Raw genomic sequence first — 14,308 nt, forward strand, 5'->3', positions numbered from 1 at the left:
GTGCAGGCTGAACGCAGGTCTCGCGCAGTGGGCCGAGCCGCATGGATGCGGCGAGAGCGCCGTCAGGGCATGGATGCCCGTTCGGCGCGGGCCCACGGAGCGAGACCGGAGTGAAGGAACCCGACGAAGTCGGGCCCAACCAGGAGCAGGCACCCTTGGTTACTTGGGGTGCTTTTCCAAGTAACTCGCCGAAGGCGAAACGGTCTGCCCCCAGGCAGACGCTCTTGATCTTCGTACGGAGGGCCGACGTCAGCTTGATGACAGCGCAAACAGAAAGCGTCTAGAGTGACCTCAGTCCCTTTCTAGGCCTCGCCACTTGACCATTCGATCGAATGCAGCGCCACTGTCTGACGCTCAGTCCAGCGCCGAAGCGTTGAATGTCCTGTTGCTGGCCTGCGCCACAGGCAATCGGTTGGCGTTCGAAGCTATGTATCACGCCACCTCGTCCAGGCTGTTCGGTATTTGCCTGCACTATTCCGGCAATCGGGCCGAGGCGGAAGAGGTGCTGCAGGAGGTGTACATCATGGCGTGGCTGAAGGCCTCTCGATTCGATCCGCAACGGGCCAGCGCCATCACCTGGCTCTCGACCATGGCCCGCCACAAGGCGATTGACCGGCGCAGGGCCCATCGCCGTCAAGATCCCCTTGAAACCATCCCCGAATTACCCACCCAGGACGACCCCATCCCGGACGCCCTCGAGCGCGAGCAGGAGGGCAGTCAGCTGGACCGCTGCCTTGAAACCTTGGAAGACGCGCAGCAACGCTATATCCGCGTGGCGTTCTTCGAGGGTTGTTCCTACGCCGAACTGGCCGAGCGCCACGGTATTGCGCTGGGGACGATGAAAAGCTGGATTCGTCGCGGGCTGCTTCGACTGCGCTTGTGCCTCGGCCTATGAACGAGCATCCCGTGCCGCCCGACGAGACCCCGGACCTGCTGATCGCCGAGTACGTGCTGGGCGTGCTCAGCCGCGAAGAGCGTGAGCGGGTGGAGGCGATGATTGCGCTGGAGCCTCGCCATCAACGCGCGCTGGCGCAATGGCAGGAGCAGTTCGCCGAGTGGCTCGGTCAATTGCCCGTGTCCAGTCCTCCCGCGGGCACCTGGGGCAGGATTGAGCAGCGGTTGTTTGCGGGTGCCAGCCATTCGCCGTCACGGGTGTCAGGCTGGTGGAACAGCTTAGGGCTCTGGCGCTGGACAACGGCGGCGCTGGCTGCCGGGTTGCTGGCGTCGGTGCTGACGCTTCAGCAACCTGTTCCTCGACCGACGTCGGGGCCGGCCTTGTTGGCGCGTCTCGAACAGAGCGACGGCACGACGCTGTTTGCCGCGACGATCAACCCTGACCGGCGAAGCGTCCTGTTCGTCAACACGGGCCGCGCAGACTGGCCGGGTAAAAGTGCCGAGGCGTGGGTAATCGCCGCCGATGGCAAGCCTCGGTCGCTGGGCCTGCTGCCGGCCAATGCCCCCGCGACATTGAACGTAGCGCCGCCACTGGCTGACCTGCTCGCCAGCGGTGCGGTGCTCGCGATCACCCTTGAGCCGTTGAACGGGTCACCGAGCGGGCTGCCGACCGGACCGGTCGTCGCCCAGGGAAAAATATCCTCACTCTGATGCATCCGTTCCGTCGCTCGCTTCGTATATCTCCCACCTTCATCCGAAGGACCTAAGAATCCGGGAGAACTACCATGTTGACCCTCGCCAAACGCATCGCCGCTGTCTCGTTCGCTGCCCTTTGTCTTGCTGCATCCCCGGGCTTTGCCGCCGATACCGTCATGGTCGGTGGCGCCGCCATGTACCCGACCAAGACCATCGTCGAGAACGCCGTCAACTCCAAGGACCACACGACCCTGGTGGCGGCGGTCAAAGCTGCAGGTCTCGTAGACACGCTCAACAGCAAAGGCCCGTTCACTGTCTTCGCCCCCACCAATGAAGCCTTCGCCAAACTGCCGGCCGGGACCGTCGACACGCTGGTCAAGCCGGAGAACAAGGCTGACCTGACCAAAATTCTGACGTATCACGTCGTCGCCGGCACCCACACCGCCAAACAATTGATGGCGGACGCCAAAATGAACGGCGGCAAGGTGATGCTGAAAACCGTACAGGGCGAATCCCTCACCGTGATGCCCCATGACGGCAAGCTCTGGGTGATGGACGCCAAAGGTGGCAAAAGCGCGGTCAGCATCGCTGATGTGATGCAGTCGAACGGCGTCATCCACGTGGTCGATTCGGTGCTGATGCCGTAAGCGCTGACCTGATCGTTGCAGCACCCGGCGGACGCTCATTCCGTCCGCCGGGTCCATGGCCTGGCCTTTCTGCGGGCGCCATGTCGATCGACTCAATGCCCTTCTGCTCATCCCTCCCGTACTCCTGCTAATCCCCGCACAGATTTATTTTCAATCCGCTGCATCCAGTTCCCTTTCCCCCGGGTAGTACAAGTAGTAGCGATGGCTGCTGACCTGTTTATCCAATGGAGAGATGGCATGAACGCTAAAAAATTACTGGGCACGTTCGGTGTTTCATTGGCTGCCACTTGCCTGCTGGCAACGGCGCCGGCGGCTTTCGCGCAGATGGCGTTGCCGGATACGGTGAAGGTGCCGGACGGGCACAAGATCGCCATGGAGACGGTAGGCGTGGGCGAGATCACCTACGAATGCCGCGACAAGCCCAACGCCGCCGGCCAGACCGAATGGACATTCGTCGGCCCGAAAGCGGTGTTGAATGATCGCAGCGGCAAGCAGGTCGGCACGTACTTCGGGCCACCGGCTACGTGGCAGGCCGCTGACGGTTCGAAGATCACCGGTACGCAGCTCGCTGTGGCCCCCGCCGGGACGGGCGACATTCCGTTTCAGTTGGTGAAAGCCAACCCTGCGGAAGGCAAGGGCGCGATGAGCAACGTCAGTTACATCCAGCGCGTCGCAACCAAAGGCGGTGTCGCGCCGAAGATGGAGTGCTCGACGGCGACCAAGGGCAAGCAGGAAATCGTGAAATATCAGGCGGACTATATTTTCTGGGCCGCGAAGTAGACCAACGTCCCACGTCAGGCAGCGTCGCCGACGTACAAAGTCATCTACGCTGCACCGACGCAACCCCGGCCTTTGGGCTGGGGTATTTCTTTTCGTTGGCGGTTGAACATTTTGTCCCTACCTGAAGACTGTTTTGACTACGAAGCCTGCCTGGCGGCCTGCGCCCGAGGTGAGCAGCAGGCGTTGCACGCGCTCTACACGCAAGAAAGCGCGCGCCTGCTCGGCGTCGCCAAACGGATCGCCCGCAGCGACGCGCTGGCCGAGGACATCGTGCACGACGCCTTCCTCAAAATCTGGACCCGCGCTGGCAGTTTCGACCCGGCGCGAGGCACTGCCCGTGGCTGGATCTTCAGCGTGACCCGGCACCTGGCGCTCAACTTCATGCGTGACAACGCGCACATCGTTCAGGTCAGCGAACAGAGCGAAAGCGCGGTGCTGGCCGAGGCCTCTCTGGAGGCAGCCACCGACGCCGACACCTTCGAATACCGTGCCCGCTCGGGGCGTATTTACGGGTGCCTCGAACAACTGGAACCGGCGCGTCGCAACTGCATTCTTCATGCGTACGTAGACGGTTTTTCGCATTCGGAGATAGCGCAGAAAATCGGCGCGCCACTGGGCACGGTAAAAGCCTGGATCAAACGCAGTCTGGTGGCATTGCGGGAGTGCATGGGATGACAGGCTATCCGTCGAACGACAGCGCCGATGAACTGGACGCATTGGCCAGCGAGTACGTGCTAGGCACACTGCCGGCCGAGCAACGCCTCAATGTCCAAAACCGCCTCGCCACGGACGCCGACTTGCGTACGGCGGTGGACGCATGGGAAGGGCGCCTTCTGGCCTTGACCGAACTCGCCGAACCGCACACCCCAAGCCCACGGCTGTGGGACCGGATCGAGCGCAGCGTCAACAGCCGTGACCGCCGAGTTCCCGTACAAACGCCTGCCGTGACGTCGCATTCCTGGTGGGATCTCCTGCCCCTGTGGCGCGGACTGGCCGGCGCAGGACTCGTTGCGACCCTGCTGCTGGGCTCGATGCTCCTGACCCGAACCGCCCCGGTGAACCCCACAACCTACCTCGTCGTGCTCGTTGCCCCGCAAAACCAGGCCCCCGGCTGGGTCATCCAGGCCAGCAACCCGGAAGAAATCCAGCTGATACCGCTCGGCGCCACCCCAGTCCCCGCCGACAAAGCCCTCCAGTTCTGGACCAAGGCCGACGGCTGGCAGGGCCCCGTGTCCCTGGGCCTGGTCAAACCCGGCCAGACCCTCTCCGTACCGGTGAACAAACTGCCGCCGCTGCAACCCAACCAACTCTTCGAACTCACCCTCGAAAACCCCAACGGCTCCCCGACCGGCAAGCCTACGGGGCCGATTCAATTTATTGGGCGGGCGGTGAAAGTGATCTAGCGGCTGGACGCGGAGCGTCGGGGGCGGCATTCCCACGCGGAGCGGGGGAACGATCGGCCAATCATCTAGCGTCTGGAAGGCCGCTTTCGTGAGCAAGCTCACTCCCACATGAGCGTCGTTTGCCCTTGATGATTTGCGGTGTCACATCTGACGCCTTCCCGGCTGAAGCCGGTCCTACTAAGCGTAAGCGCGCTTCTGATCTTCATACGCAAAAAGTCCAGACACCACAAAACGCGACTTGGGTGCAGGCCGAACGCAGGCGAAGCGGAGTGGGCCGAGCCGCATGGATGCGGCGAGAGCGCCGCTAGGACATGGATGTCCGTTCGGCGCGGGCCCACGGAGCGTCGTCGAAGTGAGGGAGTCCCGACGGAGGAGGGACCTAGCCAGGAGCAGGCACCCTTGGTTACTTGGGGTGCTTTTCCAAGTAACTCGCCGAAGGCGAAACCGAGGCCTTTAGGCCGACGCTCTTGATCTTGATCTCCACCGCAGCGATGCAAAACCGTCGGATGAACACAAATCTAAATACTGGCACTCTGATATTTTCACCCAATCCCAAATGTTGGACCCCTTCTTGCAATAACCCCGATACAACGCTTCGGCGTCAAAAGATTGATTTAACGCGCAGGTGCCCATCGGTGGAACGCTCACAAATAATCTCCCACGCCAGAACCGGATTGATCGGCCTGGGCCGTGGACAACTTGGCGTCCCGCTACTGCTCCTCGTCATGCTCGCCATGATGATGCTGCCTATGCCGCCGTTCCTGCTCGACGTCTTCTTCACCTTCAACATCGCCCTGTCCATCGTCGTCCTGCTCGTCTGTATCTATGCCCTGCGGCCCCTCGACTTCTCCGTATTCCCGACCATCCTCCTCGTCGCCACCCTGCTGCGACTGGCCCTCAACGTCGCCTCCACCCGCGTCGTCATGCTCCACGGCCAGGACGGCCACGCCGCCGCCGGTAAAGTCATCCAGGCGTTCGGTGAAGTCGTCATCGGCGGCAACTACGTCGTCGGTATCGTCGTCTTCGCCATCCTCATGATCATCAACTTCGTCGTCGTCACCAAAGGTGCCGGCCGGATCTCTGAAGTGAGCGCGCGCTTCACCCTCGACGCCATGCCCGGCAAACAGATGGCCATCGACGCCGACCTCAACGCCGGCCTCATCGACCAGCCCGAAGCCAAACGCCGTCGTCTTGAAGTCGCCCAGGAAGCCGAGTTCTACGGCTCCATGGACGGTGCCAGCAAATTCGTCCGCGGTGACGCCATCGCCGGCCTGCTGATCCTCTTCATCAACCTCATCGGCGGCATGCTGGTGGGCATCCTGCAACACGGCATGAGCTTCGGCGATGCCGGCAAGGTCTACGCGCTGCTGACCATCGGTGACGGTTTGGTGGCGCAATTGCCATCCCTGCTGCTGTCCACCGCCGCCGCGATCATGGTGACCCGTGCTTCCGGTTCGGAAGAAATGGGCAAACTGGTCGGTCGGCAGATGTTTGCCTCCCACAAGGCGCTCGCCGTATCCGCCGGCATCATGATCGTCATGGGCCTGGTCCCGGGCATGCCGCACTTCTCCTTCATCAGCCTCGGTCTGGTGGCTGCCGGCGGCGCCTACCTGCTGTGGAAGAAAGAGAACCAGGTCAAGCTGGCTGCCGTGCAAGAGGTCAAGCGTCAGCAAGAGCTGCTGCCATCGCCGACCCGCGCGCAGGAATCCAAGGAACTGGGCTGGGACGACGTGACCCCGATCGACATGATTGGCCTGGAAGTCGGCTACCGCCTGATTCCGCTGGTGGACCGCAACCAGGGTGGTCAATTGCTGGCGCGGATCAAGGGCGTGCGCAAGAAGCTCTCTCAGGAACTGGGCTTTCTCATGCCGACCGTGCACATCCGCGACAACCTCGACCTGGCGCCCAGCGCCTATCGCCTGACCCTGATGGGCGTGACCCTGGCCGAAGCCGAGATCTACCCGGACCGCGAACTGGCGATCAACCCCGGTCAGGTGTTTGGCAGCCTCAATGGCATCACTGCCAAAGACCCGGCGTTTGGCCTGGAGGCCGTGTGGATCGAAATCAGCCAGCGTGCCCAGGCGCAATCCCTCGGTTACACCGTGGTGGACGCCAGCACCGTGGTGGCGACTCACTTGAACCAGATTCTCTACAAGCACTCTCATGAATTGATTGGCCACGAGGAAGTCCAGCAATTGATGACCCTGCTTGCCAAGGGATCGCCAAAACTGGCGGAAGAACTGGTCCCGGGCGTGTTGTCGCTGTCGGCCCTGCTGAAGGTGCTGCAGGCGCTGCTCGCCGAACAGGTGCCGGTTCGCGATATTCGCTCCATCGCCGAAGCCATCGCCAACAACGCTGCGCGTAGTCAAGATACCGCCGCGCTGGTGGCTGCCGTACGGGTCGGGTTGTCCCGCGCAATCGTCCAAAGCATTGTCGGCATTGAGCCGGAGCTGCCTGTGATCACCCTTGAGCCAAGGTTGGAACAGATATTGCTAAATAGTCTGCAGAAGGCAGGTCAGGGTCAGGAAGAAGGCGTTCTCCTCGAACCGAGCATGGCTGAGAAACTTCAGCGCTCGTTGATCGAAGCGGCGCAGCGTCAGGAGATGCAGGGGCAGCCGGTTATTTTGTTGGTCGCAGGTCCGGTTCGCGCCATGTTGTCTCGCTTTGGACGGTTGGCTGTACCGAATATGCATGTTTTGGCTTACCAGGAAATTCCTGACAATAAGCAAGTCACCATCGTAGCGACTGTCGGGCCTAACGGCTGAGGTAGTGAGTCATGCAAGTTAAGCGTTTTTTCGCCGCCGATATGCGACAAGCCATGAAACTGGTTCGCGATGAGCTGGGCGCTGAAGCCGCCATCATCGGCAACCGGCGGATCGCTGGCGGCGTGGAACTGACCGCCGCCCTGGACTACAAGCTGTCTGCGCTGGCCCCGCGTGTGCCGAACATCGAACTCGAAGACGAGCTGCGCAAGACTCAGTCGCTCATCGTCACTGCTCAGGCTGAGCTGACCCACCGCAGCGAGCTGGACACTGTCGCCAACCGTCAGTTGTTCGCCGGCCTTGCGATGGATGACAGCAAGCAGATCGAACCGACGCTGGAAGAACCGTTTCGCCCGTCCGTCCACGCCGCAGTGGCCGCCGAACGCGCCGAGCGCAACGCCGAGCCGGGCGTTGGCGACCGCGCCTACGAAGCGATGCGCTCCGAATTGAACGGCCTGCGCGAACTGCTGGAAGTCCAGCTGGGCTCGCTGGCCTGGAACCAGCTGCGAGACGGCCGTCCGCAACAGGCCAATCTGTGGCGCCGTCTGCAACGGGTCGGCCTTTCCGGCCCGCTGTCCCGCGACTTGCTGGCGATGGTCCCGGACTCCAACGATCAGGCTCACACCTGGCGCATGCTGCTGGCCCATCTGGCCCGCATGATTGCCACGCCGGACGTCGAGCCACTGGAAGAGGGCGGTGTGATTGCCATGGTCGGTCCTGCCGGCATGGGCAAAACCACCACGCTGGCTAAACTGGCGGCCCGATATGTGTTGAAATACGGCGCGCAAAATATCGCGCTGGTGAGCATGGACAGTTTCCGCATTGGCGCTCAGGAGCAACTGAAAACCCTGGGCCGGATCCTCAATGTACCGGTCACCCACGTCGACCCGGGCCAGTCCCTGGCACAGGCGCTGGAGCCGCTGTTGCGCAAGCGCGTGGTGTTGATCGACACCGCCGGCCTGCAAGCCAGCGATCCGGCCCTGCGTCTGCAACTGGAAACCCTCGCCGGGCGTGGCATCAAGGCGCGCAACTACCTGGTGCTGGCGACGACCAGCCAGAAGCAGGTGCTGTCAGCGGCTTATCACAGTTACAAACGTTGCGGCCTGGCCGGGTGCATCCTGACCAAGCTCGACGAAACGGCCAGCCTTGGCGAAGTGCTCAGCCTGGCCGTGACACACGAACTGCCTGTGGCCTATCTCACCGATGGCCCACGGATACCGGATGATCTGCATTTGCCGCGTCGGCACCAATTGGTGAGCCGGGCTGTCAGCGTGCAGATGCAGGAGGAGCCGAGCGAGGAAGCGATGGCGGATATGTTTGCGGATCTTTATCACAGCACCGGCAAGCGCGCGGGCTAGGTGAAGAAAATGACAGTGGAATTTTCCTGCATCGATGGTCTGCCAGGCATTGTTCAGACACTGAACGTGCAGCCCGACATGTGGCTTAGGTCTAAGCAAGACAAGGTAAACAATTAACATGGGCAGCATGCATCCCGTACAGGTTATCGCGGTGACCGGTGGCAAAGGTGGCGTAGGCAAGACCAACGTTTCAGTGAATCTTTCACTGGCACTGGCCGAGCTGGGACGTCGCGTCATGCTGCTGGACGCCGATCTGGGTCTGGCCAACGTCGACGTATTGTTGGGTCTGACCCCCAAACGCACCCTGGCTGATGTCATCGAAGGGCGGTGCGAGCTGCGCGATGTCTTGCTGCAAGGCCCGGGCGGTGTACGCATCGTGCCGGCGGCATCGGGCACCCAGAGCATGGTCCACCTGACCCCGGCGCAGCATGCCGGGCTGATTCAGGCGTTCAGTGACATTGGCGACAACCTCGATGTGCTGGTCATCGATACCGCCGCCGGCATCGGCGAGTCGGTGGTGAGCTTTGTCCGCGCGGCCCAGGAAGTGCTGCTGGTGGTGTGCGACGAGCCCACATCGATCACCGACGCCTATGCCCTGATCAAACTGCTCAACCGCGATTACGGCATGAACCGCTTCCGCGTCCTGGCCAACATGGCCCAGAGCCCGCAGGAAGGGCGCAACCTCTTCGCCAAGCTGACCAAAGTCACCGACCGTTTTCTCGACGTGGCCCTGCAATATGTGGGCGCCGTGCCGTACGACGAATGCGTACGCAAGGCCGTGCAGAAACAGCGCGCCGTGTACGAAGCGTTTCCGCGTTCCAAATGTGCCCTGGCGTTCAAGGCCATCGCGCAGAAAGTCGACACCTGGCCGCTCCCGGCGAACCCGCGCGGCCACCTGGAATTTTTCGTAGAACGCCTCGTGCATCAAACCAGCGCAGGGCCCGTCTCATGACAGCAAGTGGCTATCGCATGTACAGCAAATCGTCCAAAGACTCCCAGTATGAGCTGATCGAGCGTTATGCCCCGCTGGTCAAACGAATCGCCTACCACTTGCTGGCGCGTCTGCCGGCCAGCGTGCAGGTCGAGGATTTGATCCAGGCGGGCATGATTGGCTTGCTCGAAGTCTCGACCAAATACGACTCCACCAAAGGGGCCAGCTTCGAGACGTACGCGGGTATTCGTATCCGTGGTGCGATGCTCGACGAAGTGCGCAAGGGGGACTGGGCGCCGCGCTCGGTCCACCGCAACACGCGCATGGTCAGTGACGCGATTCGTGCAATCGAAGCAAAAACCGGCCGTGACGCTAAAGATCACGAGGTTGCTGCCGAACTTGAAATGAGTCTCGACGATTACTACGGGATTTTGAACGATACCCTGGGCAGCCGCCTGTTCAGTTTCGACGACCTGTTGCAGGACGGCGAACACGAAGGGCTGCACGAGGACGGCGCGAGCCAGTCCCTCGAACCGTCGCGGGATCTGGAAGACGAGCGCTTCCAGGCTGCGCTGGCCGAGGCCATTGCCAACTTGCCCGAACGTGAACGCCTGGTGTTGTCGCTGTACTACGACGAAGAGCTGAACCTCAAGGAAATCGGTGAGGTCCTGGGGGTCAGCGAGTCGCGGGTCAGCCAGCTGCACAGTCAATGCGCGGCGCGGTTGCGCGGTCGTCTTGGCGAGTGGCGCGCACGTTCGTGAATCAGGCGCAGGCCGCGAGGCCTGCGTGTTGCGTGTAAGACCGGCTGTGCAAGACGTGAGCGGGAAGCAAATGAGACACGGCAGGAGTCGGTCGAACCGGGTCGTAGATGATCCGGTTTCGCTGCGCTTGTTCCGGTCGATTCAACCCCCTCTTGATGTTCGGCACAGCCGGTATTGATTGAACGCGCGTTCAGGTGCTGAACGCGTTAAAGACTGCTTGGAGGTCGAATTGGACAAGAACATGAAAATCCTCATCGTTGATGACTTCTCAACGATGCGGCGGATCATAAAAAACCTGTTGCGTGACCTTGGGTTCACCAACACGGCCGAAGCAGATGACGGACTCACCGCATTGCCGATGCTGCAAAGCGGCGCTTTTGACTTCCTCGTCACTGACTGGAACATGCCGGGCATGTCCGGCATCGACCTGTTGCGTCAGGTGCGTGCCGACGAGCGTCTGCGCAGCCTGCCGGTGCTGATGGTCACTGCCGAAGCCAAGCGCGAGCAGATCATCGAAGCCGCTCAGGCCGGTGTGAACGGCTACGTGGTGAAGCCGTTCACCGCGCAAGTGCTCAAAGAAAAAATCGAAAAGATATTCGAGCGCGTCAATAGCTGATGTCCGCTGCGAGGGCGCTATGGATTCCAAAGATTCGACAATGGGTGACTTTGAGTCAACCCTGAAGAAACACGCACAAGAGCTGGTCGCGAGCCTTGAAAAAGGCAAGTTCGGCGACGCCGTGCAACTGATCCATGAGCTTAACCAGACCCGCGACCGCGGCCTGTATCAGGAAGTCGGCAAACTGACGCGCGAGCTGCACAGCGCGATCGTCAACTTCCAGATCGACCCGAACATGCCGCAGGCCGAGGAGGTCTCCCAGATCACCGACGCCACCGAGCGGCTGTCGTACGTCGTCAGGCTGACTGAAAACGCGGCGAACCGGACCATGGATCTGGTAGAGCTGAGCACGCCGTTGATGCACGGGCTCACTGAAGACGCCAAGTCCTTGAGCGCCGATTGGGGACGCTTCATGCGCCGCGAGATCAGCGCCGAAGAGTTTCGTGATCTGGCCCGCCGCGTCGATGTGTTCCTGACCCGCAGCGAGAAGGAGACCACCGAGGTCTCTGCGCACCTGAACGACATTCTGCTGGCCCAGGATTACCAGGACCTCACCGGTCAGGTGATCAAGCGCGTGACCACGCTGGTCACGGAAGTCGAGCGCAATCTGCTCAAGCTGGTGCTCATGGCGAGCCAGGTGGACCGCTTCGCGGGCATCGAGCACGACCAGGAAATGTTCCGTCAGCAAAAAGAACAAGAAAAACTTCACTCCAAGGGTGAAGGTCCGCAGATTCATGCCGATAAACGTGAAGACGTTGTATCCGGACAGGATGATGTTGACGATCTGCTATCCAGCCTCGGATTCTGATTCGGTCATTCTGTCTCGGACTTCAGGTTTTCTGTGAAAGTGGCTGCTGGACCCGCGCGCCAATGCTTCGACGAAAGCAATGCGCGCAGGCCGTCAGTGCAGCCTCCGGATCGGTTTGACGGTTAATTTTAGGAGCACCCCCCAATGAGCTTCGGCGCCGATGAAGAAATCCTTCAGGATTTTCTGGTAGAGGCCGGCGAGATTCTCGAGCTGTTGTCAGAGCAGTTGGTCGAGCTGGAAAGCCGGCCTGACGATGCGGACCTGCTCAATGCAATTTTTCGCGGTTTTCACACTGTAAAAGGGGGCGCCGGCTTCCTCCAGCTCAACGAGCTGGTTGAATGCTGTCACATCGCCGAGAACGTGTTCGACATCCTGCGTAAGGGTGAGCGTCGCGTCGACTCGGAGCTCATGGACGTGGTGCTCGAAGCGCTCGACACTGTTAACAGCATGTTCGGTCAGGTGCGCGAGCGTTCTGCCGTCACCCCGGCCACGCCTGAATTGCTGGCCGCGCTGGCTCGCCTGGCCGAGCCAGCCTCGGCAGAAGAAATCGCTGCGGCACCGGTGGTGGTTGAAGAGCCGGTCGCTGAAGCGCCGTCCGAAGACATCACCGATCTGGAATTCGAACAGCTGCTGGATTCGCTCAACGCCGTCAAGGCGCAAGCGGCAGGTGCGCCTGCACCGGCTCCGTCTGCGCCTGTTGCCGCGGCACCCGTTGCAGCTGCGCCGGCAGCAGCGGCTCCCGCTGCGCCGGCTGGCACGGCGGCCAGCGATGAAATCACTGACGCCGAATTCGAATCACTCCTCGATCAGCTGCATGGCAAAGGCCAGTTCGCCGTTGACGCGGTGCAACCGCCAGCGGCTGTGACGCCGTCTGCCGCACCGGCCAGTGACGAAATCACTGACGACGAATTCGAGTCGCTGCTGGATCAGTTGCACGGCAAAGGCTCGTTCTCACCGGACGCCGTCGGCGCTGCGGCTCCTGGCGCTGCGGCACCTGCTGCCGCTGCACCTGCCGCGCCGGTTGCACCCGCCGCTGCGTCGAAAGCCGCTGCGTCGGACGAGATCACCGACAACGAATTCGAAGACCTGCTGGATCAGTTGCACGGCAAAGGCAAGTTCGAACCTGCCGTGGCTGCCGGTGCAGCTGCAGCTGCAGCGCCGGCCGCAGCGGCACCGACCAAGAAGCCCGAGCCCGCCAAAGCCGAACCGGCCAAAGCGACGCCTGCTGCTGCAGCGCCGGCCAAAGCTGCACCGGCTGCTGCTCCCGCACCGGCTCGCGCTGCGGCGCCGGCGCCCAGCGAAAAACCGCCGTCTGAAGCGGAAACCACCGTGCGCGTCGACACCGCGCGGCTGGATGAAATCATGAACATGGTCGGCGAACTGGTGCTGGTGCGTAACCGCCTGGTCCGCCTGGGCGCCAACAGCGCCGATGAAGCCATGTCCAAGGCCGTGTCCAACCTGGACGTGGTCACCGCTGACCTGCAGACCGCGGTCATGAAGACCCGCATGCAGCCGATCAAGAAAGTGTTCGGTCGCTTCCCGCGACTGGTTCGCGATCTGGCGCGTCAGTTGAAGAAAGAAATCAGCCTTGAACTGGTGGGTGAAGAAACCGACCTGGACAAGAACCTCGTCGAGGCCCTGGCCGACCCGCTGGTCCACTTGGTGCGCAACGCGGTCGACCACGGTATCGAGTCGCCGGAAGAGCGCGAGGCGTCGGGCAAGTCCCGGAACGGTCGTGTAATTCTGGCCGCCGAACAGGAAGGCGATCACATCCTGCTGTCGATTTCCGATGACGGCAAAGGCATGGACCCTGCGGTCCTGCGTGCCATCGCGGTCAAGCGTGGCGTGATGGACAAGGATGCAGCGGATCGCCTCAGCGACACCGACTGCTACAACCTGATCTTCGCGCCGGGCTTCTCGACCAAGACCGAGATTTCCGATGTGTCCGGGCGTGGCGTGGGCATGGACGTGGTGAAAACCAAGATCGCCCAGCTCAACGGCTCCATCAGCATCAATTCCACCAAAGGCCTGGGCTCAAAGATCATCATCAAGGTGCCGCTGACCCTGGCGATCATGCCGACGCTGATGGTCATGCTGGGCAACCAGGCCTTCGCGTTCCCGCTGGTCAACGTCAACGAGATCTTCCACCTGGACCTGTCGACCACCAACGTCGTCGACGGTCAGGAAGTGGTGATCGTGCGCGACAAGGCGCTGCCGTTGTTCTACCTCAAGCGCTGGCTGATCAGCTCGGCGGCTCACGAGGAGCAGCGCGAAGGCCACGTGGTGATTCTGTCGGTGGGCACGCAACGCATCGGATTCGTGGTGGATCAGTTGGTAGGCCAGGAAGAAGTGGTGATCAAGCCGCTGGGCAAAATGCTGCAAGGCACGCCAGGCATGTCGGGCGCGACCATCACCGGTGACGGCCGTATCGCACTGATTCTCGATGTCCCGAGCATGCTCAAGCGCTATGCGGCCCGACGGATTGGTTAAGCAGGATCGGCTTCGGTAGGGCGGCTTGCGATTTTTGGTGGGACCGGCTTCAGCCGGGAATAGGGCGGCGAAAACACTGTGGATTTTCGGTGTGACATCCGACGCCTTCCCGGCAAAAGCCGGGCCCACGAAAGGCAATCGGACGGCGCCAAGCCAGGGTTT

The 14,308-nt window shown here is 61.7% G+C and carries 13 protein-coding genes; all 13 read left to right on the top strand.

Annotation, left to right across the window (positions count from 1 at the left end):
• Positions 1-316 precede the first annotated feature (316 nt).
• The 13 genes from QMX88_RS26040 to QMX88_RS26100 all read left to right on the top strand — a co-directional run bounded on the left by QMX88_RS26040 (position 317) and on the right by QMX88_RS26100 (position 14,146).
• Positions 317-895 (top strand): sigma-70 family RNA polymerase sigma factor, encoded by a 579-nt coding sequence (locus tag QMX88_RS26040; RefSeq protein WP_197984074.1) that lies wholly within the window; start codon positions 317-319, stop codon positions 893-895.
• A complete protein-coding gene (locus QMX88_RS26045; RefSeq protein WP_282373143.1) occupies positions 892-1,605 on the top strand; it encodes an anti-sigma factor in 714 nt (237 codons plus the stop codon). Before QMX88_RS26040 ends, QMX88_RS26045 begins: the two co-directional genes overlap by 4 nt.
• 74 nt (positions 1,606-1,679) lie before the next feature.
• The gene (locus QMX88_RS26050) at positions 1,680-2,237 is read left to right on the top strand and encodes a fasciclin domain-containing protein (protein WP_282373144.1); all 558 of its coding nucleotides are present in this window, start codon (positions 1,680-1,682) and stop codon (positions 2,235-2,237) included.
• A 237-nt stretch (positions 2,238-2,474) separates the two neighbouring features.
• Entirely contained in the window at positions 2,475-3,017 is a 543-nt protein-coding gene (locus QMX88_RS26055) for a DUF3455 domain-containing protein (protein ID WP_282373145.1), read from the top strand.
• Between the two features lie 111 nt (positions 3,018-3,128).
• On the top strand, positions 3,129-3,692 hold the full coding sequence (locus QMX88_RS26060) for a sigma-70 family RNA polymerase sigma factor (protein ID WP_282373146.1): 564 nt from the start codon (positions 3,129-3,131) through the stop codon (positions 3,690-3,692).
• Complete coding sequence (locus QMX88_RS26065) at positions 3,689-4,420, top strand: anti-sigma factor (RefSeq protein WP_282373148.1); 732 nt, start codon at positions 3,689-3,691, stop codon at positions 4,418-4,420. The genes QMX88_RS26060 and QMX88_RS26065 overlap by 4 nt, the downstream gene beginning before the upstream one ends.
• A 635-nt stretch (positions 4,421-5,055) precedes the next feature.
• Complete coding sequence (gene flhA, locus QMX88_RS26070) at positions 5,056-7,185, top strand: flagellar biosynthesis protein FlhA (RefSeq protein ID WP_192174155.1); 2,130 nt, start codon at positions 5,056-5,058, stop codon at positions 7,183-7,185.
• A gap of 11 nt (positions 7,186-7,196) precedes the next feature.
• Positions 7,197-8,540: a flagellar biosynthesis protein FlhF gene (gene flhF / locus QMX88_RS26075; protein ID WP_192174156.1), complete on the top strand. Its 1,344-nt coding sequence runs from the start codon at positions 7,197-7,199 to the stop codon at positions 8,538-8,540.
• Between the two features lie 118 nt (positions 8,541-8,658).
• Positions 8,659-9,492 (top strand): flagellar synthesis regulator FleN, encoded by an 834-nt coding sequence (gene fleN, locus QMX88_RS26080; RefSeq protein ID WP_062385964.1) that lies wholly within the window; start codon positions 8,659-8,661, stop codon positions 9,490-9,492.
• Positions 9,489-10,232 (top strand): RNA polymerase sigma factor FliA, encoded by a 744-nt coding sequence (fliA, locus tag QMX88_RS26085; RefSeq protein ID WP_074892894.1) that lies wholly within the window; start codon positions 9,489-9,491, stop codon positions 10,230-10,232. The genes fleN and fliA overlap by 4 nt, the downstream gene beginning before the upstream one ends.
• 241 nt (positions 10,233-10,473) lie before the next feature.
• The gene (locus tag QMX88_RS26090) at positions 10,474-10,848 is read left to right on the top strand and encodes a chemotaxis response regulator CheY (RefSeq protein ID WP_172612850.1); all 375 of its coding nucleotides are present in this window, start codon (positions 10,474-10,476) and stop codon (positions 10,846-10,848) included.
• Between the two features lie 19 nt (positions 10,849-10,867).
• Entirely contained in the window at positions 10,868-11,656 is a 789-nt protein-coding gene (locus QMX88_RS26095) for a protein phosphatase CheZ (protein ID WP_192174157.1), read from the top strand.
• Between the two features lie 144 nt (positions 11,657-11,800).
• Positions 11,801-14,146, top strand: a complete 2,346-nt coding sequence (locus tag QMX88_RS26100) for a chemotaxis protein CheA (RefSeq protein ID WP_282373152.1) — start codon at positions 11,801-11,803, stop codon at positions 14,144-14,146.
• The last annotated feature ends 162 nt before the right edge of the window (positions 14,147-14,308 follow it).

The sequence above is a fragment of the Pseudomonas sp. PS02290 genome, assembly GCF_029960075.1.
Classification (GTDB): domain Bacteria; phylum Pseudomonadota; class Gammaproteobacteria; order Pseudomonadales; family Pseudomonadaceae; genus Aquipseudomonas.